Below are 22350 nucleotides of genomic sequence, written 5' to 3'. Positions count from 1 at the left end.
TGGGCGCTATGACTGACGACAAGATGCTCGCCCGCATCGCGGCCCTGCTGCGCCAAGCCGAGGGCACGGACAACCCGCACGAGGCGGACGCGTTCATGGCCGCCGCGCAGCGGTTGGCGACGGCCACGTCGATCGACCTGGCCGTCGCGCGGTCGCACTCCGATCAGCGCACGAAAGCGCAGATGCCGGTGCAGCGCACGATCACCATCGGCAATGCCGGAACGCGCGGCCTGCGGACGTACGTCCAGTTGTTCACCGTGATCGCGCACGCCAACGACGTGAAATGCGATGTGGCATCGAATTCGACGTTTGTCTACGCCTACGGTTTCGGTGAGGACATCGACGCCAGCCACGCGCTGTACGCGAGCCTGGTGATGCAGATGGTCAAGGCCTCGCAGGCCTACATCGAGTCCGGTGCGCACCGGCCCACCCCGACCATCACCGCACGCATCAATTTTCAACTGGCGTTCGGCGCGCGCATCGGCCAGCGTCTGGCCGAAGCCCGCGAAGAGGCGCGTCGCGAAGCCACGAACGGCCGCGAACGCGAGCCCGGCACCGCGATCGCGTTGCGGGACAAGGACCTCGAGCTACGGGACTTCTACCGCGAGACGTCGGAGGCACGCGGGACCTGGCGCGCGACCAGCGCCACGGCCGGCTACTCCTCTTCCGCTCGCCGCGCGGGTGATCGTGCCGGCCGCAAGGCCAGGCTCGGGCCCAGCCCAGAACTCGCCGGCGCGCGTTCCGCGTTGCCCGGCAACGGACGCGCCTCCGGGCGGACGTGACGCCGCGCGACACTCAGCGGGCCAAGGTCTACGCGGCCGAAGAGTTCGTCCGGACGTTGTTCGACCGGGCGGCCGAGCACGGCAACCGCGTCATCGAGTTCTTCGGCACATCGTTGACGCTGCCGCCCGAGGCGCGCTTCGCATCGGTGGAGTCGGTGCAGCGGTATGTCGACGACGTGCTGGCGCTACCGGCGGTGCGACAACGGTGGCCGCGGGCGGCGCCACTCGGCGTGCGGCCCAGGCGCGGTACCAGCGCGGCGCATTACGAAGTCGACGAGGCCGGCGCGGTCATCGCGGTGCCCGAAACCCGAACACGCTGGGCGCTACGCGAATTGGTCGTCCTGCACGAGATCGCCCATCACCTCTGCGAGGTGGCGCCGCCGCACGGGCCGCAGTTCGTGGCCGCCTTCTGCGAGCTCACCGATCTGGTGATGGGGCCGGAGGTCGCCCACGTGCTGCGCGTGGTGTACGCGAAAGAGGGTGTGCGTTAGGGACTTTGGTCGGTGATGTCGGCGACGGCGGCGTCGATGCGGTCGCGGTCGGCCTCGAGCGCGGCGGTGGCCGCGGCGGTCGCCATCTGCAGCGCCTCGTTCAGTCGCTGCTGCACCTCGTCGACGCCGAGCCCGAGCAGACCGTCCTCGATGGTGGTGCCCGTCAGTCGATGGTGACCGTTCAGCGTCACCTCCACGGTCTGCGACTCGTCCGCACCGGTGAAGGTCTGGGTGTCCATCCGCTGCAGCTGCTCGTCCATCAGCGACTGCAGCTGCTGGGCCTGGGCGAGCACGGCGGCGACCTCGGGATGCATCTCGTCGCTCACCGGTCGTCTCGATCCGAGCGCTCGTCGAGGACCTCTCTGCGCCTGCGGTTTCCGACGACCGCCTCGGTCCACGGTCGGTCCTCGGTGTAGAGCGTCTCGTCGGGGGTGAGCTTCGGGTCGCGCCGTTTCTCCTTGCCCTGCGGCGCGCCCGCGCCATGGGCCATCGGCGCCATGCCGCCGCCCATCCCCGCCGCCGCTCGGCCATCCGCCGATGCTCCCGGCGCGGTACCCGCAGCGGCCGGGGCAGTGGGCGCGGGCGCGACGGTCTCCGCCGTCACCGGCGCCGACATCGGTGTCGCGGGCATGCCACCGCCGCCGCCTCGACCGCCGCCGGACCCACCACCGTGTCCTGCCGCGGCGGGCCGCAGGCGTGGATCGGTCGACGGTTTCGGCGCCGGCGAACCGGTCGGCGCACCGGATGCCACGCCGGAAGTACCACCTCCGGCACCACTGCCACCGGACGGCGCGCCACCACCGGACGGCGCACCCGGCTGACCCGCCGAGCGTCGACCACCGGCGGCACCGCCGGGACGCTGTCCGGTGAACGACGGCGCCATCTTCTCGGCCAGTTCGCCCGGGCCGGGTTGTCCGCCAGCACCGCCGAAACCCTCGACCGCACCCGCGGTGTCGGCGACCCGGCCCGACGGCATCTCGGGTCGAACGGGTGCGAACGTCGCGCTGCTCGCATAGTCCTGGCGCACCTCGTCGGACCGCTGTTGCAGCTCCTGCATTCGCTTCTGGATCTTCGCCATCTCGTTGCGCGCCGCGAGCGCATTGCCGACGGTCGTCTGTGCGGCGAGCTCGCGCAGCTGCGCCTCCAGCGCGGCGTACTCGCCGTGAATGCCCGCATGCTCACTCTTCGCGGAGTCATGTGCCGCAATGATTTTCGCCGCCGCCTCGGCCAGGTCACGCCACCCCTCGGCGAGTTGCTCCAGCCAGCCGCCGAACTCGGCCATCCTGGCGTAGGCGGCGTCGGCGGCCAGCCCCTCCCAGTCGCCACTCGGAGGGCGCGGCGCGTTGTCCCTGACACGGGTGGCGGCCAGCCCCCACTGCAGCATCGCCGCCTTGAGCGACGCGCCGTCGTCGCCCGCGGTCAGGTCGGCCTGCGTCTTGTGCACATCGCTGTAACCGGCGGCGTCGACGCGCTGCGGAGCTCCGACGGGTTTCGGCGGCGGGGGTGGCGGTGTCGCCGGAGCGGGCACCGCGATCGCCTCGACGGCCGCCTGACGGGCGGGGTCTTCGATGGCCCGGCCGTTCGTTTCGTCGACGCGGGCGTAGGCGTCGGCGGCGATCTGCAGCGTCTCGGCGATGCGTTGGTTCTCCGCTTCGGCCCACCGCTGAAACTCCAGCAGCGACCGCGCGTTGGCGTTGAGATTGGCGACGGCCGCGGCAGAGGACGGCAGCGCGTCGGGCGGTAGCACCGCTTCGGGGAAGGGATTGTGCCACGGCGTGCCGCGCATCTCGGCGGACTGCTTAGTGAGTTCGGCCGGCTCGACCCGCTGAACCTCGCCCATGCCTACCCCTGCGCCCGCATGTCGGCTCAGCCCTCGAGAACCATCTGGTAGCGGCTCTCCTCACGCGGGTTGATCAGCCGTATCGGCAGCTGACGATGGCGTGGGGTCTCGATGTAGTTGCTGCGCAACACGACTCGGCCGATGCCCGGGTGCGGGCCGAGGTAGGTCGTCGCGTGCGGCCACACCACCTTCGCCTCGTCCCCGATCCTGGCGTTGATGTAGCCGGCGAACTCGTTGAACTGCGGGCTCAGCGTGACGACGGCGCCCGCCGCCGCGGACCGCACGACGAACTGGGTGAACAGCCGCGAGTCGCCGAGGTTGATGCTCGCATCGACGTCGTCGAAGGGCAGGTAGACCGGGTAGCGGTCGGCGGTCTCACCGACCAGTACCCCCGCCGACCCGATCGGCAACTCGTAGTGGCGGTCCGCGACGGGGCTGATGCCGTGCAGCGCCGCCTGCTGCCCGCCGAACAGACACGAAAAGCCATGCGGTGTCGCGGGATTCGCCAACGTGGTCAGCAGCACCGTCGACCGGGGCGCCTCACCGGGCCGGAGCCGGACCCGGGTGATCGTGTGATCCGCGCGTGCCGACCACCACACGTCCGGTCCACCCGGCGCGGTGTAGGCGGCGGTGAACGTGCTGCGGCCCTTGATCGCCGACCACGTCTCACGTTCGAAGCTGATCTCGGTGGCGCGATCGAGATCGTCGAAGCTCCGCGCCGGCCGGGCGTCGATTCCGTTGCTCGCCAACTGATCCGCGATCCGCGTCGCCGACGCGACCAGGTAGCGCGCCAGCCCCGCGACACCCGACTCGCGCCGCTGCGACGACTTGCGGGTGCTCTCAGGATCTGCGCGCAGCACGATCCAGGTGCGCCGGTGAGCCGGCGCCGGGTACGGGCCGACCACCTGCTCGTAGAGCGAAATCAGCGCCCCTGGAGCGGTTTTGCCGACCCGGTACCCCGACGACACCACATCGGCCTCGAGATCGCTGCAGTGCGCGGCGACGAGCCCCTCGACGAGGCGGGTGTCGACGACATCGTCGGTGAACGCCGAGCCGTTGACGATCACCGTCGGCGTGAACGGGCGCGGCACCAGCTCGACCGCCGCCACCAGATGGTCGTCCTGCCAACGCACCGCGACGTGGTCGCCCGGCAGCACGGTGGCGCCCACCGCGGGTTCGGACGGCCGCTGCGGAACGTCGCGGTGGCGTCGTCGCCACGCGAACACCGCCGTCACCCAGCCGGTCACCCGCAGGCCGCGGACCGTCACCACCGAACCGAGCGCGATCAGCACGGCCAGCGTGATCCCGACCCACAGCAGGTCGAGCTTGACGAACAGCAGGATGGCCGCGGGTATCAGGACCGCCGCCCAGATCGCGTGGCCCGTCGTGAACCGCAGGCCGAACATGCCGAGGACCCTCTTCATCGGCGCCTCAACGCGCGACGAGCCAGTGCGCCGAGTCCCAGTACGGCCGCGAGCACGGCCCCGCCGATGACGACCGCCGTGATCGGTCCGCGGTCCGGCGGCGGTGTGAACACCGGCGGAGGAAGTTCCTTCACCTGGTAGGGCACCTTCTCCGGACCCGCGGGCACATCCCAGGTCAACGCCGCGACCGGGTCGACCGCGCCGGCGCCGACGTAGTTGTCCACGCCGCCACCCGGGTGGCGTGCGGTCGCGGTGATCCGGTTCATGATCTGCGCGGGGGTGAGCGCGGGGAACCGCTGCTTGAGCAGCGCGGCCAGCCCGGACACGTAAGCCGCGGCGAATGAGGTCCCGCTGATCGGAATCGGCCCGTCCTGGCCCTGCAGCGCGTTGACCGGATTGCCGTCGTAACCGAGCGCGACCAGGTTCTCGGCCGGCGCGGCGGCGCCCAGCCACGGCCCCGACATCGAGAACGTGCTCGGCTGGCCGTTGGGGGCGATGCCGCCGACGGTCAGCACCAGCGGCGAATACCAGGCCGGGCTGACGATGGTCTGCACCTGCTTCCAACCGCGAGGGTCGGTCGGGACCGCCGGGTCGGACGGCGGGTTCTGCGAGCAATCCTGTCCGGTGTTGCCCGCGGCCACGACGATGACGGCGCCCTTGACGTTGACCGCGTAGTTGATCGCCGCGCCGAGGCTGGTCTCGTCGATCGGGCGGGTCACCTTGTAGCAGGCCGCCTCGCTGATGTTGATGACCTGCGCGCCGAGGTTGGCCGCGTGCACCACCGCCCGGGCGAGACTGCGCAGCGACCCGGCGGTCTGCGTCGCGTTCGGGTCGTTGGGGTCCTGGCGGGCACCGACGGTCTGAAACGCCTCGGACGTCTGCCGCAGCGACAGGATGCGGGCGTCGGGTGCGACGCCGACGAATCCGTCGGTCGGGGCGGCCCGCCCGGCGATGATCGACGCGGTCAGCGTCCCGTGCGCGTCGCAATCCGACATACCGTTGCCGGCCTGGTCTACGAAGTCGCCGCCCGGTTCGGCGGGCACCCGTGGAGAGCCCACGACGCCGGTGTCGATCACCGCGACGGTGACACCCGCCCCGGTCGCGAACTTCTGCGCCTCGGACAACCGCAGGTAGTCGTTCGCCCACGGCCGGTCGGCGAAGTTCGAGTTCGGAAACGCGGTCGGCGCCGAGCAGACGCGTCGCTGCTCCATCGGCTGGTCCGGCCCGGTCTCATCGGGTGGCACGGCCGCGGGGTCGATGGTCGGGGGCTCGATCGCCGTCGCCGGTGGGGCGACGAATGCAGCCAGCAGCAGTACCGCCGCCAGCGCCGCGACGCGGTCGAGGATGCGCCGCACGCGCTACGCACCTCCTCGGCGGGTGGACTGGTCGACCGTGTGCTGGGACACCGGTAGCAAACCTCTCGCCGGTCGCTGCGCGGCGCAAAGTCTCACGTCACGCTGATGAGCCGATTGCACGCAGCCAATCTTAAGGGGGCGCCAGGGCGGGTCATTCCACCAACTGGTGCCCGACGTCCGTCACTAGGGTTTGAGGATGGCCCCGAAATTCGCGACCGCCGACGCCGTCGACCTGCCCGAGCTGCTCGAGTTCGTCCGCCCGCGGCACCGAATGGTGCTCACGACGTTGCGCGCCGACGGGTCGCTGCACAGCTCGCCGGTGACGGGCGGCGTCGACGAGGCCGCGCGCATCGTGATCTCCAGCTATCCGCAGCGCGCCAAGGTGGCGAACCTGCGGCGCCGTCCGCAGGCGAGCATCGTCGTGCTGTCCGACGAGTTCAACGGACCCTATGTCCAGGTCGACGGCGACGCCGAGGTGATCGGCCTGCCCGACGCCGTCGAGCCTCTGGTCGACTACTACCGGGCGATCGCCGGTGAGCATCCCGACTGGTCGGAGTACCGCCAGGCGATGGTCCAGCAGGGCAAATGCCTCATCCGCATCACCCCGCGGCGGTGGGGTCCGATCGCCACCGGCGGCTTCCCGCCACCGGCCTAGGGGACGGCGGTGTCGAGGCCGTCGACGTCGAGCGTGATCGCGCCGGACGGGTCGGCCCGGAACTTCCCGCTGCCGGCCGCCTCGGCCAGCCCGCCGGTGCCCGACGCGATGCGTACGTCGCCGCTGGCGATCCCGTCGCGGTAGGAGCCGTCGTGCAGCAACACGAGCCCGCCGGTGGTGCCCGCGATGGCGCCGGTGATGTGTTCGATCCCGACGAAGAGCGCGCTCTTGTCGGGTGCGTAGGCCAGTAACCACTTGGTCGTCGACGTGGCCTTGATGTCGCCCTCGTAGCGCTTGGTGACCAGGGCCTCGGTGAGCTTGGTGGCCTCGTCGCCATCCTCGAACGGCGTCTCATCCCAGCTGGCGATCTGGAACGTCGCCTCGATGTGTCTGCTCATGACGGGCGGATACCCGGTCGCGGGACCGCAGAACCGACGGCCCGGCAGGCACGACCCCCGGCGTCTGTGATAGTCAAGGCATCACGGCCGCGTTGCGTCCGCTAGCACGTCAAACTATAGTCTGGACACATGTCCAGAAGGTTCGGAGTTGTTGCGTGACACGATTTGTCCAGCTCACCGGCCCTGGATCCACCCGCTTCAGCGCATCGTCTTGAGTTGAACATGCGCATCGCCCTGTTGTCGTACCGGAGCAAGACCCACTGCGGTGGGCAAGGTGTCTACGTCCGCTACCTGTCCCGCGGCCTCGCGGATCTCGGCCACGAGGTCGAGGTGTTCTCCGGCCAGCCCTACCCGGAAGAGCTCGATCCCCGTGTCCGGCTCACCGAGGTGCCGAGCCTGGACCTCTACCGCGAACCCGATCCGTTCCGGATCCCGTGGCCGAACGAGATCAAGACGTCCATCGACCTGCTCGAGTTGCTGACCACGTGGACCGCTGGCTTCCCCGAACCTCGCACGTTCAGCCTGCGCGCGGCGCGCGTGCTCGCCGAACGTCGTGACGAGTTCGACGTCGTGCACGACAACCAGTGCCTCGGCACCGGCCTGCGCAAGATCGCCGGCCTCGGTCTGCCGGTGGTCGCCACGGTGCACCACCCGATCACCCGCGACAAGGTCGTCGACGTCGCGGCCGCCAAGTGGTGGCGCAAACCGCTGGTGCGGCGGTGGTACGGCTTCGCCGAGATGCAGAAGGAAGTCGCCCGCGAGATCCCCGAACTGCTGACGGTGTCCTCCACGTCGGCGGCCGACATCGCCGAGGACTTCGGCGTCGCGCCCAGCCAGTTGCACGTCGTGCCGCTGGGAGTGGACACCGCGATGTTCAAGCCCGCCGAGCGACGGGTGCGCAACCGCATCATCGCGATCGCCAGCGCCGACGTACCGCTCAAGGGCGTCCGGCACCTGCTGCACGCGGTGGCCCGGCTGCGCGTCGAGCGCGACCTCGAGCTGCAGCTGGTCGCGAAGCTCGAGCCGAACGGGCCGACCGAGAAGCTGATCGCCGAGCTCGGTATCTCCGACATCGTGCACAGTTCCAGCGGGCTGTCCGACAGCGAGCTGGCCGATCTGCTGGCATCGGCCGAAGTGGCTTGTATCCCTTCGCTTTACGAGGGCTTCTCACTTCCGGCGGTGGAGGCGATGGCCAGCGGCACGCCGATCGTGGCCAGCCGCGCCGGCGCGCTGCCCGAAGTGGTCGGGGCCGACGGTGAATGCGCCCGGTTGGTCAAGCCCGCCGACGTCGACGAACTGACCGCGGTGCTGGGCGAACTGCTCGACTCGCCGCGTGAGCTGGCCCGCCTCGGCGCCAACGGGCGCAAGCGCGCGGTCGAGGTCTTCAGCTGGCAATCGGTTGCCGCGCAGACGGTTGCGGTCTACGAGCAGGCGCGCGAACGGGTCGGGGCATGCTGACGGTCGACTTCGACGTGCTGGGCGTCGGCGCGGGCACGAAGGTGATCGACGTCGGCTGCGGCGCGGGACGGCACAGCTTCGAGGCCTACCGGCGCGGCGCGGACGTCGTCGCATTCGACCAAAACGCGGCCGACCTCAACGACGTCGACGAGATCCTGACCGCGATGCGGGAGGAAGGTGAGGCGCCGGCGACCGCGAAGGCCGAGGCGGTCAAGGGCGATGCACTCGACCTGCCTTATGCCGACGGCACTTTCGATTGTGTGATCGCGTCGGAGATCCTCGAGCACGTACCCGAGGACGAGAAGGCGATCGCCGAACTGGTCCGCGTGCTCAAGCCCGGCGGGACCCTCGCCATCACGGTGCCGCGGTGGCTGCCCGAGAAGCTCTGCTGGGTGCTCTCCGACGAATACCACGCCAACGAGGGCGGCCACGTGCGGATCTATCACGCCGACCGGTTGCGCGACAAGGTGCTCGGGCACGGTCTGCGACTCGAGCACACCCACCATGCGCACGCGCTGCATTCGCCGTACTGGTGGCTGAAGTGTGCCGTGGGGACGGAGAACTCGGATCACGTCGCGGTGAAGGCGTATCACCAGATGCTGGTGTGGGACATGATGAGCCGCCCGTGGCTGACCCGGACGGCAGAGTCACTGCTGAATCCGCTGATCGGTAAGAGCGTCGCGCTGTACTTCTCCAAACCGGTGGGCGCCGGTGCTGATTCCTGAGCTCGAAGGCGTCCCGGGCGTACCCGGGGTGCTGACGCCCGAACAGTGCCGGCAGACCGCGAAATCGATTGCCGCTACCCAGGAGTCATCCGGGGCGCTGCCGTGGTTCGAGGGTGGGCACACCGACCCGTGGGATCACATCGAGAACGCGATGGCGCTCACCGTCGCCGGTCTGCTCGAACCGGCGCGCGCGGCGTTCGAGTGGTCGCGCACGCAGCAGCGCTCCGACGGGTCGTGGCCGATCCAGTTGCGCAACGGTGTGATCGAAGACGCCAACAGCGACAGCAACTTCTGTGCCTACATCGCGACCGGCGTGTGGCATCACGTGCTCGTCACCGGTGACCGCCGGTTCGCCGAGACGATGTGGCCGGTGGTCACCAAGGCCATCGACTTCGTGCTGGGCATGCAGCTCGGCGGCGGTGAGATCGCCTGGGCGAGAAGTACTTCGGCCATCGAACCCGACGCCCTGCTCACCGGGTGCGCGAGCATCTATCACAGCATCCGGTGTGCGTTGGCGCTCGCCGACTACTTCGACGACCCGCAGCCGGAGTGGGAGGTCGCGGTCGGGCGGCTCGGCCACGCCATCGCGCACCACCCCGAGGCGTTCACCGTCAAGGACCGCTGGTCGATGGAGTGGTACTACCCGGTGCTCACCGGCGCCGTGCGCGGAGCGGCAGCCCAGACGCGGATCGACGAGCGGTGGAACGACTTCGTGGTTCCCGGTCTGGGCATCCGCTGCGTGGACGACCGGCCGTGGGTGACCGGTGCCGAAACCTGTGAGCTGGTGCTGGCTTTGGACGCCATGGGCGACACGGTGCGCGCCCGTGAGCAGTTCGCCGCGATGCACCATTTGCGTGAGGACGACGGCTCCTACTGGACGGGCCTGGTGTTCGCCGACGGCAAGCGGTGGCCGGAAGAGCGCACGACATGGACCGGTGCGGCGATGATCCTGGCCGCGGACGCGTTGTCGTCGACCACCACGGCGAGCGGAATCTTCCGCGGCGCCGACCTCCCGCGCGGCCTCGAGGGCGAGTACGACTGCGAGTGCGCGACGAGCGACCGCTAGTTACAGCGGTTCGCCGACGACGCCGTCCGTCCGTTCCAGCACCCGCATGGATCCGGTCGCGGAGACCTCGCGAAATTCGTTGGTGTTCAACGCCCGCTGGTAGACGTGGAACGGCGCCTGCCCGCCCTCTTCGGGGTTGGGGAACACGTCGTGGATGACCAGGGCCCCGCCGACGTCGACCCACTTGGCCCAGCCGTCGAAGTCGCGCTGTGCGGCCTCCTCGGTGTGGCCGCCGTCGATGAACAAGAAGCGCAACGGAGTTCGCCATCCCCGGGCCACCACCGGTGACCGGCCGACGATCGCGACGACGTGGTCGTCGAGGCCTGCGGCATCGAGCGTGTGCCGGGCCGTCGGCAACGTGTCGAACAAACCGGTGACGGCGTCGACCATCGACTCGTCGTGGTACTCCCACCCGGGTTGGTGTTCCTCGGAGCCGTGGTGGTGGTCGACGGTGTAGATCACGCCGCCGGTCTGCTGTGCGGCGGCGCCGAGGAGCACGGTGGACTTGCCACAATAGGTGCCGATTTCGACGCCGATGCCGTCGGCGAGGTACTTCACGGCGGTGTCGTACAGGGCGCGGCCCTCGTCGGTGGGCATGAATCCGGTGACCTTCTCGGCCAGTGCGAAGAGTTCGTCTGTGGTGCGCATCGGTATCGAACCTACTCGGGGCGGATCGTTGCTGGTGCAGGGGTGTTGTAGTAGCGTCCGGACATGTGTCCGACACGGCTCTGGAGTCGACTCGGCGCCGTCTGACCGCCAAACAAGCGGACACCGTCGACCGCCTCGGGCGCGCGGCGGTCGAGCTTCTCAACCGCGAGGGTTTCGCGGGTCTCACGGTGCGCCGCGTGGCCGCCGATGCCGGCGTCGGGGCCGCGACCGCCTACACCTACTTCTCGTCGAAGGAGCACCTCGTCGCCGAGGTGTTCTGGCGCAGGCTCGCGGCGTCCCCGCCGGCGGGGCACGAGTCCGACGATCCCGCGACGCGGGTGATCGAGGTGCTGCGGCACATCGCGCTGCTGGTCGCCGACGAGCCCGCGTTCGCCGGGGCGGTGACGACCGCGCTGCTGGGCCGCGACCCCGACGTCGAGGTGCTGCGCTTGCGCATCGGCCGGGAGATCCGCGACCGCCTCGCCGCCGCGCTGGGCCCCGACATCGATCCTGACGTCATCGACACGCTCGAGATGCTGTACTCCGGCGCGCTGGTGCGCGCGGGCATGGGCTATGCGTCCTACGCCGAAATCGCCGAGCGCCTGGAGAAATCGGCGCGGCTGATCCTGGGCTGAGCGGTCAGCGCGAGCCGAGGATCGCCACCGACGCGGTGATGGCCGGTTCGATGATGCCGCGCAGATCGCGTTGATCCTCCACGAACAGCGCGGTCAACTCCCGCAGGCCGCCAAGGATGATGAGCGCCAACGGTCGCGAGAGCGGAGCCAGTCGAGCGCGTTCGAAGCCGGGGTTGCTGCTGATGTCGACGAGCATGTCGGTGAAGCGCTCCATGGCCTCGCGGTGCAGCGGCTGTGCGACCGCACCGAGCGCAGGCGCCTCGCGGATCCACGCCAACGTGATGGCCTGCCGCGCGGCGATGTGGTCGACGTAGGCGGTCACCGCCGAGCGGATCTGCTCTTTCCAATCGGCGTCGGGTTCGGCGGCCCCGCGGACGCTGGCGATCATCGCCTCGTTGTTGCGTCGCAACAACTCGATGAGGCACTCCTCTTTACTCGCGAACTGTTCGTAGAACGTGCGCTTCGACGTCCGCGCGTGCCGCACGATGTCGGCGACGGTGGTGTCGCGATAGCCGCGGTCGTTGATCGAGGCGGCCATTCCGTCCAGCAGGCGGTCACGGAACGCGGTGTCGGCGGCGGTGTGCGCGCCGCTGTCCAGCGCAGTCGTCATACCGCCTCCTCGAGAGCCTTGCATCCCCTGGTACCAAGCGGTACCGTACTACACGAACCTGCGGTACATCGTAGTACCGGGGAACTGGCTGGGAGCGTCATGAGCGAAGCTTTGGTCGTCGAAACGCCCACATCCGCAGCGGCGGAGCCTGCCGCGGTCAAACTCCCGCGGAGGCCGCCGATCCCCAAACCGCTCCTGGCGCTCGCGTTCTCCATCTCCCGGCGCTGGACCGTCGCACGGCTCGCCCGCCTGTGCGGCCCCGTCTTCACGATCAACCTCCCGGTCTTCGGGCGCACCGTCGTCATCGGCGACCCGCAGCTGGCCAAGCAGCTGTTCATGGCCAGTCCCGACGACGTCGGCAACATCCAGCCCAACCTGTCGCGCGTGCTCGGCCCCGGTTCGGTGTTCGCGCTCGACGGAAGTGAGCACCGCCGTCGCCGCCGCCTGCTGACCCCCCCGTTTCACGGTAAGAGCGTCAAGAACTACGAGACGATCTTCGAAGAGGAGACGCTGCGCGAATCTGCGAACTGGCCCGAGGGTCAGGCGTTTCCGACGCTCGAGCCGATGATGCGGATCACGCTCAATGCGATCCTGCGTGCGGTGTTCGGCGCCGACGGTGAACAGCTGGACGAACTGCGGCGCATCATCCCGCCGTGGGTCACGCTGGGGTCGCGGGTGGCGTCGTTGCCCGCGCCGTCTCGCACCTACGGCCGGTTGAGCCCATGGGGCCGGCTGGCCGAATACCGCAAGCAGTACGACGGTGTGATCGAGAAACTGATCGACCGGGTGAGGTCCGATCCGCAGTTCGACGAACGGGCCGATGTTCTCGCGCTGCTGCTGCGCAGCACATACGAGGACGGTAGCGCCATGTCCAACAAGGACATCGGTGACGAGTTGCTGACGCTGCTAGCCGCGGGTCACGAGACCACGGCCTCGACGCTGGCCTGGGCGTTCGAGCGGATCACCCGCCATCCCGACGTTCTGAACACTTTGGTGTCCGAGGCGCAGACCGACGAGAACGGCTACCGCCAGGCGGTGATCGCGGAGGTGCAGAGGTCGCGCACCGTGATCGACTTCGCGGGCAGGCACGTCTACTCGCCGACCTTCGAACTGGGTGAGTGGGTTGTGCCGCACGGGTACTCGATGTTGGCGAGCATCTCGCTGATGCACGACCGGACGGCCGAGTTCCCCGACCCCGAGCGGTTCGACCCACGGCGGTTCCTGGACGGGCGGCCTCCGACGTTCGCCTTCATCCCGTTCGGCGGCGGTACCCGCCGGTGTGTCGGTGCCGTCTTCGCCAACGTCGAGATGGACATCGTGCTGCGAACGGTGCTGCGGCACTTCGTGATCGACACCACCACGGCGCCCGAGGAGAAGGTGCACTCGCGCGGCGTGGCGTACACCCCCAAGGACGGCGGGCGCATCGTGGCACACCGCCGCACGAGACCGCTCGCGCAGGAGGATCCGAGTTACCCATGACGAACGCGACCAGCGCCGACCAGCAGCTCCAGGTCACCCCCGGTAAGTTACCGCCGGCGGTGCCGCTGCCCAAACCCGTCCAGATGGTGCTGATGGCGGGGTTCCGCCGCTGGTTCCTGGGCAAGGCGCTCAAACGCTACGGCCAGGTGTTCGCGATCAACGTGCCGTTCTTCGGGCGCAGCGTGGTGATCGCCGATCCCGCGCTGATCCGCAGCGTCTACCTCGCGAGCACCGATGACCTGATCAACGTGCAACCGAACCTCAGCCGAATCTTCGGGCCCGGTTCGGTTTTCGCGCTCGACGGCGTCGAGCACCGCAAGCGGCGCAAGCTGCTTGCGCCGCCGTTTCACGGCCAGAGCATCAAGAACTACGAGAAGATCATCGAAGAGGAGACGCTTCGCGAGACGGCGACCTGGCCGGAGGGCGCCGAGTTCGCCACGCTCGAACCGATGAACAGGATCACGCTGAATGTCATCCTGCGCACCGTGTTCGGGGCCGACGGGGCCGAGCTGGACTATCTGCGCGAAATCATCCCGCCGTGGGCCAAGCTCGGCTCCCGCATGGCGACGCTGCCCGAGCCGTCGTTCAGGACCGGCCCGTACAGCCCGTGGGGCCGCCTGGAAACGTTCCGGCGCAACTTCGACCGCACTGTGTTCGCGCTGATCGACAAGGCCGAGAAGGACCCCGCCCGCGAGGAGCGCACAGACATCCTGGCGCTGCTGTTGGGCAGCACCTACGAGGACGGCACCCCGATGTCGCACCAGGACATCTCCGACGAGCTGCTCACCCTTCTCGGTGCCGGCCACGAAACCACGGCGTCCACGCTGGGATGGGCCTTCGAGCGGTTGCGCCGACATCCCGAAGTCCTGGCCCGGCTGGTCGAGGAGAACGACGCCGGAGGCAACGAGTACCGGCAGGCCTTCATCTACGAGTTGCAGCGCAACCGGACCGTCATCGACTTCTCTGGACGCCATGTTCTCGCGCCGCATTTCGACGTCGGCGAGTGGCGAATCCCGCACGGCTACACCGTGATGGTGGCCCTGGCCAACATGCACGCCAACCCGGAGGTCTTCCCCGACCCCGAACGCTTTGACCCCGAGCGGTTCCTGGGTAAGCGTCCACCGACCGCGTGGGTGCCGTTCGGTGGCGGCACGCGTCGTTGCATCGGCGCCGCGTTCGCCAACGTCGAGATGGACGTCCTGCTTCGAACGGTGTTGCGCCACTTCGTGATCGAAACAGACCACGCTCCCGACGAGAAGGTGCACTTCCGCGGGATCGCGTTCACCCCGAAGGACGGGGGCCGGGTCGTGGTGCGTCACCGCACCTAGCGTTACTGGCTGGCCGTCTCGCGCTTGGGCAGCTTCCAGCCCGGGCGCGGGAAATGGCAGGTGTAGCCGGTCGGATAGCGCTCCAGGTAGTCCTGGTGCTCGGGCTCGGCTTCCCAGAACTCGCCGGCCGGGGTGACCTCGGTGACGACCTTGCCGGGCCACAGGCCCGACGCGTCGACGTCGGCGATGGTGTCCAGCGCGACGCGCTTCTGATCGTCGTCGAGGTAGAAGATCGCCGACCGGTAGCTCGTGCCGATGTCGTTGCCCTGGCGGTTCTTCGTCGTCGGATCGTGGATCTGGAAGAAGAACTCGAGCAGTGCGCGGTAATCGGTCTGTGCCGGGTCGTAGATGATCTCGATCGCCTCGGCGTGGCCCGGATGGTTGCGGTACGTCGGATGGTCGTTCTCGCCGCCGGTGTAGCCGACGCGCGTGGACACCACGCCCGGCTGCTTGCGGATCAGGTCCTGCATGCCCCAGAAGCAACCGCCCGCCAGGATCGCCCTCTTGTCACTCATGCCTGTGCCTCCTCGTTCACGAACAGCTTCCTGTACCCGCCGTAACCCTCTGCCTCGAGGTCGTCGAGGTGGATGAACCTCAGCGAAGCGGAGTTGATGCAGTAGCGCAACCCACCCTCTGAGCGCGGCCCGTCGGTGAAGACGTGCCCGAGGTGGCTGTCGCCGTGTGCCGAGCGCACCTCGGTGCGGATCATCAGGTGTGAGAAGTCGCGCTTCTCGACGACGTTGGTCGCTTCGATCGGGCGGGTGAAGCTGGGCCACCCCGTTCCGCTGTCGAACTTGTCCACCGAGGCGAACAGCGGCTCACCGGAAACCACGTCGACGTAGATGCCGGGTTCGTGGTTGTCCCAGTACTCGCCGGTGAACGGCCGCTCGGTGCCGTTGCGCTGCGTGACCTGGTACTGCTCCGGCGACAACGCGTTGACCGCGGCCGGATTCTTGTTGTATTGCTTTGCCATAGTGCCTGTATAACCGCCGAACCGACCGCCGTGTTCCTGCTGTTCATTACGGTTGTGTGATGCGCTTGTTCCTCGTCCTCATCGCCGCTGTGCTGGCCGTATGGGTCGCGCCGGTGGCATCCGCGGAGACCGCGGTGTTGGCTGAGCGGCCGGGCTACCCGGGCCTGTTGTTCACCGACAACCCAGCGATCGTCGACCCACACCCGCTGCGCGCCGAGTCGTACAACCGCGTCCCCGGCGACCGAGCCGTCGGGGTGCACTTCACGACGGGGACGCCGCAGTGCTACGGCGTCCACGCGACGGTGCAGGAGACCGCGGAAACCGTCACCGTCGCGCTCGTGGGCGGCACGCTGCCCGAGGCCGTCGGCCGGCCCTGCATCATGATCGCGGTGTCCGGGATCCTCGACGTCCCACTGCAGGAGCCGTTGGGAACGCGGCAGGTCCTCACCGCGTTCTGACCCTCGACAAGCTCGGTAGAACGTGTTCTAGTTCTGGTGTGACGAGCAGCACCTTCAGCCGTGACGAACTCGCCGCGGCGTTCCAGCAATTCGAGGCGACGGTCGACCGCGCCGCGCAGACCCGCGACTGGGATCCCTGGGTCGACCAGTACACCGACGACGTCCTCTACATCGAGCACGCCGCAGGCACCATGCGCGGGCGCGAACAGGTGCGTCCGTGGATCTGGAAGACGATGGAATCGTTCCCCGGCAGCTACATGACGTCGTTCCCGTCGCTGTGGACCGTGATCGACGAGGCGACGGACCGGATCATCTGCGAGCTCGACAACCCGATGCGCGACCCCGGTGACGGCACGATCATCAGCGCCACGAACATCTCGATCGTCACCTACGCCGGGGACGGGCTGTGGCGTCGGCAGGAAGACATCTACAACCCGCTGCGGTTCGTCAAGGCCACGATGAAGTGGTGTCGCAAGGCCGCCGAACTCGGCACGCTGCCGCCCGAGGCCGAGGAATGGATGAAGCAGTACGGAGGAGGCAAGTGAGCAAGCTGGTCATCGGAGCCAACGGTTTCCTCGGATCGCACGTCACGCGCCAGCTGGTGGCCGACGGCCACGACGTCCGCGTCATGGTGCGCCCCAACGCGAACACCAAGAGCATCGACGATCTCCGGGTCGAACGGTTCCTCGGCGACATCTGGTACGACGACACGCTGCGTGCGGCCATGACGGGCGTCGACGATGTGTACTACTGCGTCGTCGACACGCGCGGCTGGCTGAAAGACCCGACGCCGCTGTTCTATACGAACGTCGAGGGCACCCGGAACGTGCTCGAGGTGGCGAAGGACATGAACCTGCGACGGTTCGTCTACACCAGCAGCTATGTGACGGTCGGCCGCAGGCGCGGGCACGTGGCGACCGAGGACGACGTGATCGTCGACAAGGGGCTGACGCCGTATGTGCGGTCGCGGGTACAGGCCGAGGAGATCGTGCTGCGGTACGCCCGCGAAAAGGGCCTGCCCGCGGTGGCGATGTGCGTGTCGACCACCTACGGCAGCGGCGACTGGGGCCGCACGCCGCACGGCGCGATCATCGCGGGGGCGGCGTTCGGCAAGTTGCCGTTCGTGATGGGCGGTATCGAACTCGAGGCCGTCGGTGTCGACGATGCCGCGCGGGCAATGATTCTCGCCGCGGAGCACGGACGCGTCGGTGAGCGGTATCTGATCTCGGAGAAGATGATCAGTAACGCCGAGGTCGTGCGCATCGCGGCCGAGGCGGCGGGCATGCCGGCGCCGACGAAGACGATCCCGCTGCCGGTTTCGTATGCGATGGCCGCGCTCGGCACCGCCAAGGCGCGGGCGACCGGCAAGGACGAGAAGCTGTCGCTCGGCTCGCTGCGCTTGATGCGCGCGGAAGCGCCGGTGGACTGCAGCAAGGCGCGCCGTGAATTGGGTTGGCGGCCAAGGCCGGTCGAGGAGTCGATCCGCGAGGCGGCACGGTTCTGGGCGGGCCTTCGGGATGCACGACGCACGAGTAAGGCCGGTTAGCGTCGAGGCATGCCCGACAAACTGCGCGTCGATTTGTCCGGTGCGCCGCAGACCATGCTCGCGACGTTCTACGCCAAGGCGCTGGACGCGGACCTGCCAAACCCCATCCTGGGGGACAGGTTCGCGAAAGAGATCGTCGACCGCATCGATTACGACTGGTCGAAAACATCCATAACCGCGGCCAATTCGCCGTCGGTGACGACACGCACTGCGCACTTCGACATGTGGGCGCGCCAGTTCCTGGCTGTACACCCTGAGGCGGTCGTGGTGCACCTGGGGTGCGGTCTGGACGCGCGGGTGTTCCGGACCGATCCCGGTCCGGGGGTCGAGTGGTTCGACGTCGACTACCCCGAGGTGATCGATCTGCGCAGGCAACTCTATCCGCACCGCGCCCACTACCGCGTCATCGCCGCTTCGGTCACGGACCCGTCGTGGATGACCGAGATACCCCGGGATCGACCGGTTTTGATGATCGCCGAGGGCCTGACCATGTATCTGACGGAGTCAGAGGGTGTCGCGTTGTTGCGCCGGGTCGTCGAGGGGTTCGGTTCGGGCGAGCTGCATTTCGACGCGTTCAACCGCCTGGGCATCCGGTCCCAGTTCTTGAACGCGGTGGTGCGGCGGGCGGGCGCGACGCTGCAGTGGGGCATCGATGGCCCCGACGACATCATCGAAGCGGTGCCCGGTGCGCGGCTACTGGCGTGGGTGTCACCGTTCGACTCCCCGACGTTCCGCGACATCGCCTGGTACTACCGCGTGATGGCGCGGGCGATGTCGACGCTGCCGTCGCTGCGATACATGGCGCAGTACCACCGCTACGCGTTCTGAGGGTTGCGCTCGAAACTGAAGATATGCGCGGGAAATACACGACTTTTCGTGCAGAAGTTCAGTTTCGGCGCTAGCGGACCCGCAGCTCGGCGATGACTTCGGCGTAGAGGCGCGCCTTGATGGCACCGAACACCGCGCCGGCCTTGGCGGCCAGCGCGTCGGCGCGCGCGACCGCCGCGTCGAGGACCTCGCCCTCGCCGGCGGTGGCCGCGACGATTCCCGCCGCGCGGGCGTCTTCGCCGCCGTAGCGCCTGGCGGTGGTCATCGCCTCGTGCGCGGTCGCGATCGGCAGCCGTGACCGTATCAGCGCGTTCATGCCTGCGGTGAACGGGATGCCGAGGTCGACCTCGGGTAGGCAGAAGAAGCCGCGATCGGCGCGCATGACGATCTGGTCGTGGGCGAGCGCCAGCATCGCGCCCGCGGCGAACGCGTGACCCTGCACCGCGGCGATGATGGGAGCCGGGAACGCCAGCACTCGCGCGAACAGCGCGTGTACGTCGGCGAGGTTGGCCTCGGCGGCATCCGGATGGGCCGCCATGTAGTCGAGGTCGAGTCCGTTGGAGTAGAACTTGCCGCTGCCCGTGGTCACCACGGCCTTCGGCCCGTCGGCCGCCTCGACCTCGTCGAGTGCCGAGTTGATGGCGGTCAGCCTGTCGGGGTGGAAGCGGTTCTCGTCCTCGCCCAGGGTCAGGACGTACACCGGGCCGTGCTGTTGAAGGTCAGCCATCAGCCGATTACACCATCTGCTGCAGAATCGCAGCGTGACCCCAGTGAACGGTCAGGTCTCGCACTGGTTCGTCGAGCCTCCGGAGCCCAGGCCGCCGCTGCCGGGCGACCGGGAGGCCGATGTGTGTGTCGTCGGCGCCGGTTACACGGGACTGTGGACGGCGTGCTACCTGAAGAGGGCCGACCCATCGCTGCGCATCACCGTCGTCGAGGCGCGGTTCGCCGGTTACGGCGCCTCGGGGCGCAACGGCGGTTGGCTGTCGGGGCTGGTACCCGGTGACCGCGACCGGATGGCGAACCGGTATGGCCGCGACCGCGTGCTGGCCTGGCAGAAGGCGCTGAACGACAGCGTCGACGAGGTCATCGCGGTCGCCCGTGGTGAGGGAATCCAGGCCGGGATCGTCAAGGGGGGAACCGTCGAGATCGCGAGGAACAGCGCGCAGGCCGCTCGGCTTGCCGCCGAAGCCGAGGGCGAGAACGCGTGGGGAGTTGACGGCATCGAGCGGCTCTCGGAATCGGAGGTGTCCGAACGCATTCGACTCGACGGTGTGGTTGCGGCGTACCACAACCCGCACTGCGCCCGCATACAGCCAGCCTGGCTGGCTCGGGGGCTGGCGGAGGTGGTGACGCGCCTCGGGGTCGAGTTGTACGAGCAGACTCCCGCGGTGACGATCGAACCGGGGCGCGTCGGTACGCCGTTCGGCGCGGTCACCGCGCCGGTCGTGCTACGCGCGACCGAGGGCTTCACGGCGACGCTGCCCGGGTTGCGGCGACGGTGGTTGCCGATGAACAGTTCGATGATCGTCACCGAACCTCTGCCCGAACGGATTTGGGACACGATCGGCTGGCGCGGATGTGAGACGCTCGGCGATACGGCGCACGGCTTCTTCTACGCGCAGCGCACTGTCGACGACCGCATCGCGATCGGTGGCCGCAGCGTGCCCTATAGGTTCGGGTCGAGAATCGACCGGGACGGGCGGGTGCCGCCGAAGACGATCGCCCACCTGGCCGGCGTGCTGCACACGGTGTTACCGCAGACGCGGGACGTGCCGATCGCCCACGGGTGGTGCGGTGTGCTGGCGGTGCCGCGGGATTGGGCAGCGAGCGTGACCTTCGACCGGACAACGGGTTTGGGTTCTGCCGGTGGGTATGTCGGCCACGGTGTTACGGCGACCAATCTGGCCGGCCGCACGCTCACCGATCTCGTTCTCGGCAGGCGAACGCCGTTGACCGGGTTGCCGTGGGTCGAGCACCGATCGCGCAACTGGGAGCCCGAACCGCTGCGGTGGCTCGGTGTGCGCGGCCTGTACCTCGCGTACAAGGCCGCCGATCGACACGAGGCCTGGGGGCGTCCCACGACTTCACCGATCGCGCGGGTCGCCGACAAGATCGCCGGCCGTCCTCATTAGGCGTTGCGACCTCAGAACGGTGCCGGGTCGGCGTTGCGCGCGCGTTCGGCTTTGATGCGTGCTGCGAATTCGGCTGCGCGAGTGCGTTTTCGCTTAGGCATCTTCACTGCGCGATTGAGCGTCGACGGCGCAGTATTCGGCGGCGGTGGGAGGTTGGCGGTGCTGGTGTCCCAGTCGAAGAACAGCCTGCTACCCGGGTATGTGGTGTAGGTGTGACCGCTCGGCGCCGTCCAAATGACCGTCCCGTCCGGGAGTTGAATGTCGCGCCAGCCGTCTGGGCCGCCGTAGAACGTCTTCATCATGTGGTTCTTGCGGCACAGGCATTTGAGGTTCGACGGATGCGTCGGTCCGAGCGGCCAGGGGATGGTGTGGTCGAGATCGCACATGTCGGCGGGTACATCGCATCCGGGTGCACGGCAGTACATGTCGCGCATGCGCACGAATTCGGCCAGCGCCGCCGACGGCTGATATCGCGGCTCGGCGTCGGTGCCGGGTGGCTTGACCGGACGCACTTTCGCGCCCCGGCTGATCAACCAGGGCAGTAGTGAGGTGGGTAAGGCCCCGTGTCCGAGGAGCACCGCGGTGCCACGCGTTCTTGCCGCGGCTGCATCGGCTTCTGCCGTAACAGAGGCGGTTTCGATCGCGTCTTTGTCGGCGATCACGTGTATCACGACGTTCGACGCCTGTGGAGCCGCCGCGGGACACGTCGGTGATCCGCAGGCACAAGCCAATCGGTCTTGGCCGGCGGCCAACGCGCCGACAGCGTCGGCCCGCCGCTCGCCCATGCTGCGGGGATCGTCGTCGCAGACGCCCTTGGTCAACTCTTGAAGGCGACGTTCGAGGGCGGCGGCGTCGGTGACCAACAACCGGCCCCACACCGACGTGACACCGGCCGGGTCATCCATGTCGCCGAGGTGGAAATCGCGGCTGCGGGTCCGCGTCTGGGTCTCCCGCACCGCGGCCGGGTCGAACCGGTCGACGAGCGCGTCGATCGCGTCGTCGAGGCGGCGCTCGGACAGCGGACCCAATCGTGACGCACGCCGGGCGAGTGCGGTGTCGATCAACGCCAAGGCCTCGGGGTCCTCGACCAGCATGGTGCGCCAGGTGATCACCGAGACGATCCGCGCGTTGATCCCGCCCCGTTCGAACAAGGCCGCGACCTGTGGCAGCCGTTCGCGCAACGCACGCGCGATCCGCATCTGCCCCGACGCGCGCCGATGCCCGACCGTCATCGCCGCAGCCACCTCGGCGGCGACCGCATCCCACGGATCGAACGCGTTCCGATTGCGCTCGTCGTTCTCGCACACCTTGCGCCGGACCAGCTCCGCTATGGCCGCGAACCGGCGCGCCGCCGCAGCGGCCTCCGCACGAGTTCCCTCCGCGATGGCGGCGACGAGCGCGGCGTCATCGACCTTCGCGAATTGGGATCCGAACATGCGTTCGACTATGCCACGGGGGTATGACATTGATTCCGTTAATCGGGTTCGGGTGAGGATGGTCTTGCTCGTTCGCCGCC

At 68.6% G+C, this 22350-nt stretch carries 25 protein-coding genes; 14 read left to right on the top strand and 11 right to left on the bottom strand.

The window, feature by feature from the left end:
• Window positions 1–8 precede the first annotated feature (8 nt).
• Together A5698_RS08995 and A5698_RS08990 are read left to right on the top strand one after the other, a co-directional pair.
• Window positions 9–782: a DUF2786 domain-containing protein gene (locus A5698_RS08995; protein ID WP_068295660.1), complete on the top strand. Its 774-nt coding sequence runs from the start codon at window positions 9–11 to the stop codon at window positions 780–782.
• Window positions 779–1273 (top strand): TIGR04338 family metallohydrolase, encoded by a 495-nt coding sequence (locus tag A5698_RS08990; RefSeq protein WP_068295658.1) that lies wholly within the window; start codon window positions 779–781, stop codon window positions 1271–1273. Before A5698_RS08995 ends, A5698_RS08990 begins: the two co-directional genes overlap by 4 nt.
• Here A5698_RS08990 and A5698_RS08985 read toward each other — a convergent pair.
• From A5698_RS08985 to mycP, 4 genes are read right to left on the bottom strand one after another with little or no spacing between them, the layout of a single operon-like run.
• On the bottom strand, window positions 1270–1599 hold the full coding sequence (locus A5698_RS08985) for a YbaB/EbfC family nucleoid-associated protein (protein ID WP_156670668.1): 330 nt from the start codon (window positions 1597–1599) through the stop codon (window positions 1270–1272). The two genes, A5698_RS08990 and A5698_RS08985, sit on opposite strands and share 4 nt — an antisense overlap.
• Window positions 1596–3113, bottom strand: a complete 1518-nt coding sequence (locus tag A5698_RS08980; RefSeq protein ID WP_068295656.1) for a PPE domain-containing protein — start codon at window positions 3111–3113, stop codon at window positions 1596–1598. Before A5698_RS08980 ends, A5698_RS08985 begins: the two co-directional genes overlap by 4 nt.
• Window positions 3114–3139: 26 nt before the next feature.
• Complete coding sequence (eccE, locus tag A5698_RS08975) at window positions 3140–4537, bottom strand: type VII secretion protein EccE (RefSeq protein ID WP_068295654.1); 1398 nt, start codon at window positions 4535–4537, stop codon at window positions 3140–3142.
• Window positions 4534–5892 (bottom strand): type VII secretion-associated serine protease mycosin, encoded by a 1359-nt coding sequence (gene mycP / locus A5698_RS08970; RefSeq protein ID WP_286144406.1) that lies wholly within the window; start codon window positions 5890–5892, stop codon window positions 4534–4536. Before mycP ends, eccE begins: the two co-directional genes overlap by 4 nt.
• A 196-nt stretch (window positions 5893–6088) precedes the next feature.
• On the opposite strand from mycP, the gene A5698_RS08965 reads away from it, so the two are divergent.
• Window positions 6089–6547 (top strand): PPOX class F420-dependent oxidoreductase, encoded by a 459-nt coding sequence (locus tag A5698_RS08965; protein WP_068295652.1) that lies wholly within the window; start codon window positions 6089–6091, stop codon window positions 6545–6547.
• On the opposite strand, the gene A5698_RS08960 is transcribed toward A5698_RS08965, so the two are convergent.
• Window positions 6544–6945, bottom strand: a complete 402-nt coding sequence (locus tag A5698_RS08960) for a DUF3224 domain-containing protein (RefSeq protein ID WP_068295650.1) — start codon at window positions 6943–6945, stop codon at window positions 6544–6546. The two genes, A5698_RS08965 and A5698_RS08960, sit on opposite strands and share 4 nt — an antisense overlap.
• Before the next feature lie 222 nt (window positions 6946–7167).
• Between A5698_RS08960 and manT the strand changes: the two genes are divergently transcribed.
• From manT to mmpH, 3 genes are read left to right on the top strand one after another with little or no spacing between them, the layout of a single operon-like run.
• Entirely contained in the window at window positions 7168–8403 is a 1236-nt protein-coding gene (gene manT, locus A5698_RS08955; protein WP_068295648.1) for an MMP alpha-(1->4)-mannosyltransferase, read from the top strand.
• A complete protein-coding gene (locus A5698_RS08950) occupies window positions 8397–9128 on the top strand; it encodes a class I SAM-dependent methyltransferase (RefSeq protein WP_068295646.1) in 732 nt (243 codons plus the stop codon). Before manT ends, A5698_RS08950 begins: the two co-directional genes overlap by 7 nt.
• The gene (gene mmpH / locus A5698_RS08945) at window positions 9115–10194 is read left to right on the top strand and encodes an MMP endo-(1,4)-3-O-methyl-alpha-D-mannosidase (protein ID WP_197506718.1); all 1080 of its coding nucleotides are present in this window, start codon (window positions 9115–9117) and stop codon (window positions 10192–10194) included. The genes A5698_RS08950 and mmpH overlap by 14 nt, the downstream gene beginning before the upstream one ends.
• On the opposite strand, the gene A5698_RS08940 is transcribed toward mmpH, so the two are convergent.
• A complete protein-coding gene (locus tag A5698_RS08940) occupies window positions 10195–10842 on the bottom strand; it encodes a class I SAM-dependent methyltransferase (protein ID WP_068295644.1) in 648 nt (215 codons plus the stop codon).
• Window positions 10843–10907: 65 nt separating this feature from the next.
• Between A5698_RS08940 and A5698_RS08935 the strand changes: the two genes are divergently transcribed.
• Window positions 10908–11477 carry a TetR/AcrR family transcriptional regulator gene (locus A5698_RS08935; RefSeq protein WP_068295642.1) on the top strand — a complete coding sequence of 190 codons (570 nt, stop codon included), beginning with the start codon at window positions 10908–10910 and terminating at the stop codon, window positions 11475–11477.
• A 4-nt stretch (window positions 11478–11481) separates the two neighbouring features.
• Here the strand turns inward: A5698_RS08935 and A5698_RS08930 are convergent, their stop codons facing one another.
• Window positions 11482–12087 (bottom strand): TetR/AcrR family transcriptional regulator, encoded by a 606-nt coding sequence (locus A5698_RS08930; RefSeq protein ID WP_068295639.1) that lies wholly within the window; start codon window positions 12085–12087, stop codon window positions 11482–11484.
• Between the two features lie 99 nt (window positions 12088–12186).
• Here A5698_RS08930 and A5698_RS08925 point away from each other — a divergent pair, with 99 nt between their 5' ends.
• Both A5698_RS08925 and A5698_RS08920 read left to right on the top strand, forming a co-directional pair.
• Window positions 12187–13566 (top strand): cytochrome P450, encoded by a 1380-nt coding sequence (locus A5698_RS08925; RefSeq protein ID WP_068295637.1) that lies wholly within the window; start codon window positions 12187–12189, stop codon window positions 13564–13566.
• Window positions 13563–14894, top strand: a complete 1332-nt coding sequence (locus A5698_RS08920; RefSeq protein ID WP_068295636.1) for a cytochrome P450 — start codon at window positions 13563–13565, stop codon at window positions 14892–14894. The genes A5698_RS08925 and A5698_RS08920 overlap by 4 nt, the downstream gene beginning before the upstream one ends.
• A 2-nt stretch (window positions 14895–14896) precedes the next feature.
• Here the strand turns inward: A5698_RS08920 and msrA are convergent, their stop codons facing one another.
• Both msrA and msrB read right to left on the bottom strand, forming a co-directional pair.
• Window positions 14897–15409: a peptide-methionine (S)-S-oxide reductase MsrA gene (gene msrA, locus A5698_RS08915; protein WP_068295634.1), complete on the bottom strand. Its 513-nt coding sequence runs from the start codon at window positions 15407–15409 to the stop codon at window positions 14897–14899.
• Entirely contained in the window at window positions 15406–15867 is a 462-nt protein-coding gene (gene msrB, locus A5698_RS08910) for a peptide-methionine (R)-S-oxide reductase MsrB (protein ID WP_068295632.1), read from the bottom strand. The genes msrA and msrB overlap by 4 nt, the downstream gene beginning before the upstream one ends.
• A 59-nt stretch (window positions 15868–15926) precedes the next feature.
• Here msrB and A5698_RS08905 point away from each other — a divergent pair, with 59 nt between their 5' ends.
• The 4 genes from A5698_RS08905 to A5698_RS08890 are packed head-to-tail and all read left to right on the top strand — an operon-like array spanning window position 15927 to window position 18699.
• Window positions 15927–16325, top strand: a complete 399-nt coding sequence (locus tag A5698_RS08905; protein WP_068295626.1) for a hypothetical protein — start codon at window positions 15927–15929, stop codon at window positions 16323–16325.
• A 38-nt stretch (window positions 16326–16363) separates the two neighbouring features.
• Window positions 16364–16870 carry a nuclear transport factor 2 family protein gene (locus A5698_RS08900; RefSeq protein WP_068295625.1) on the top strand — a complete coding sequence of 169 codons (507 nt, stop codon included), beginning with the start codon at window positions 16364–16366 and terminating at the stop codon, window positions 16868–16870.
• Window positions 16840–17871, top strand: coding sequence for an NAD-dependent epimerase/dehydratase family protein (locus tag A5698_RS08895; RefSeq protein ID WP_068295623.1), 1032 nt, complete (start codon window positions 16840–16842; stop codon window positions 17869–17871). The genes A5698_RS08900 and A5698_RS08895 overlap by 31 nt, the downstream gene beginning before the upstream one ends.
• A 9-nt stretch (window positions 17872–17880) precedes the next feature.
• On the top strand, window positions 17881–18699 hold the full coding sequence (locus tag A5698_RS08890) for a class I SAM-dependent methyltransferase (protein WP_068295621.1): 819 nt from the start codon (window positions 17881–17883) through the stop codon (window positions 18697–18699).
• A gap of 70 nt (window positions 18700–18769) precedes the next feature.
• Here A5698_RS08890 and A5698_RS08885 read toward each other — a convergent pair whose 3' ends face one another.
• Window positions 18770–19426, bottom strand: a complete 657-nt coding sequence (locus A5698_RS08885) for an enoyl-CoA hydratase-related protein (protein ID WP_068295619.1) — start codon at window positions 19424–19426, stop codon at window positions 18770–18772.
• 34 nt (window positions 19427–19460) lie between these two features.
• On the opposite strand from A5698_RS08885, the gene A5698_RS08880 reads away from it, so the two are divergent.
• On the top strand, window positions 19461–20834 hold the full coding sequence (locus A5698_RS08880) for an NAD(P)/FAD-dependent oxidoreductase (RefSeq protein ID WP_068295617.1): 1374 nt from the start codon (window positions 19461–19463) through the stop codon (window positions 20832–20834).
• Between the two features lie 11 nt (window positions 20835–20845).
• On the opposite strand, the gene A5698_RS08875 is transcribed toward A5698_RS08880, so the two are convergent.
• Window positions 20846–22270, bottom strand: coding sequence for an HNH endonuclease signature motif containing protein (locus A5698_RS08875; protein ID WP_068295615.1), 1425 nt, complete (start codon window positions 22268–22270; stop codon window positions 20846–20848).
• Window positions 22271–22350: the final 80 nt, after the last annotated feature.

The organism is Mycobacterium sp. E136 (genome assembly GCF_001666865.1).
GTDB lineage: Bacteria > Actinomycetota > Actinomycetes > Mycobacteriales > Mycobacteriaceae > Mycobacterium.
The sequence above is the reverse complement of the archived record's forward strand: the minus strand, read 5'-3'. Positions and strand labels throughout refer to the sequence as shown.

Coding starts and splice junctions, on each gene's coding strand:
- A5698_RS08995 (WP_068295660.1), top strand. CDS start 9: ATGACTGACGACAAGATGCTCGCCCGCATCGCGGCCCTGCTGCGCCAA.
- A5698_RS08980 (WP_068295656.1), bottom strand. CDS start 3,113: ATGGGCGAGGTTCAGCGGGTCGAGCCGGCCGAACTCACTAAGCAGTCC.
- eccE (WP_068295654.1), bottom strand. CDS start 4,537: ATGAAGAGGGTCCTCGGCATGTTCGGCCTGCGGTTCACGACGGGCCAC.
- A5698_RS08965 (WP_068295652.1), top strand. CDS start 6,089: ATGGCCCCGAAATTCGCGACCGCCGACGCCGTCGACCTGCCCGAGCTG.
- A5698_RS08960 (WP_068295650.1), bottom strand. CDS start 6,945: ATGAGCAGACACATCGAGGCGACGTTCCAGATCGCCAGCTGGGATGAG.
- manT (WP_068295648.1), top strand. CDS start 7,168: ATGCGCATCGCCCTGTTGTCGTACCGGAGCAAGACCCACTGCGGTGGG.
- A5698_RS08950 (WP_068295646.1), top strand. CDS start 8,397: ATGCTGACGGTCGACTTCGACGTGCTGGGCGTCGGCGCGGGCACGAAG.
- A5698_RS08940 (WP_068295644.1), bottom strand. CDS start 10,842: ATGCGCACCACAGACGAACTCTTCGCACTGGCCGAGAAGGTCACCGGA.
- A5698_RS08930 (WP_068295639.1), bottom strand. CDS start 12,087: ATGACGACTGCGCTGGACAGCGGCGCGCACACCGCCGCCGACACCGCG.
- A5698_RS08925 (WP_068295637.1), top strand. CDS start 12,187: ATGAGCGAAGCTTTGGTCGTCGAAACGCCCACATCCGCAGCGGCGGAG.
- A5698_RS08920 (WP_068295636.1), top strand. CDS start 13,563: ATGACGAACGCGACCAGCGCCGACCAGCAGCTCCAGGTCACCCCCGGT.
- msrA (WP_068295634.1), bottom strand. CDS start 15,409: ATGAGTGACAAGAGGGCGATCCTGGCGGGCGGTTGCTTCTGGGGCATG.
- msrB (WP_068295632.1), bottom strand. CDS start 15,867: ATGGCAAAGCAATACAACAAGAATCCGGCCGCGGTCAACGCGTTGTCG.
- A5698_RS08905 (WP_068295626.1), top strand. CDS start 15,927: ATGCGCTTGTTCCTCGTCCTCATCGCCGCTGTGCTGGCCGTATGGGTC.
- A5698_RS08895 (WP_068295623.1), top strand. CDS start 16,840: ATGGATGAAGCAGTACGGAGGAGGCAAGTGAGCAAGCTGGTCATCGGA.
- A5698_RS08890 (WP_068295621.1), top strand. CDS start 17,881: ATGCCCGACAAACTGCGCGTCGATTTGTCCGGTGCGCCGCAGACCATG.
- A5698_RS08885 (WP_068295619.1), bottom strand. CDS start 19,426: ATGGCTGACCTTCAACAGCACGGCCCGGTGTACGTCCTGACCCTGGGC.
- A5698_RS08875 (WP_068295615.1), bottom strand. CDS start 22,270: ATGTTCGGATCCCAATTCGCGAAGGTCGATGACGCCGCGCTCGTCGCC.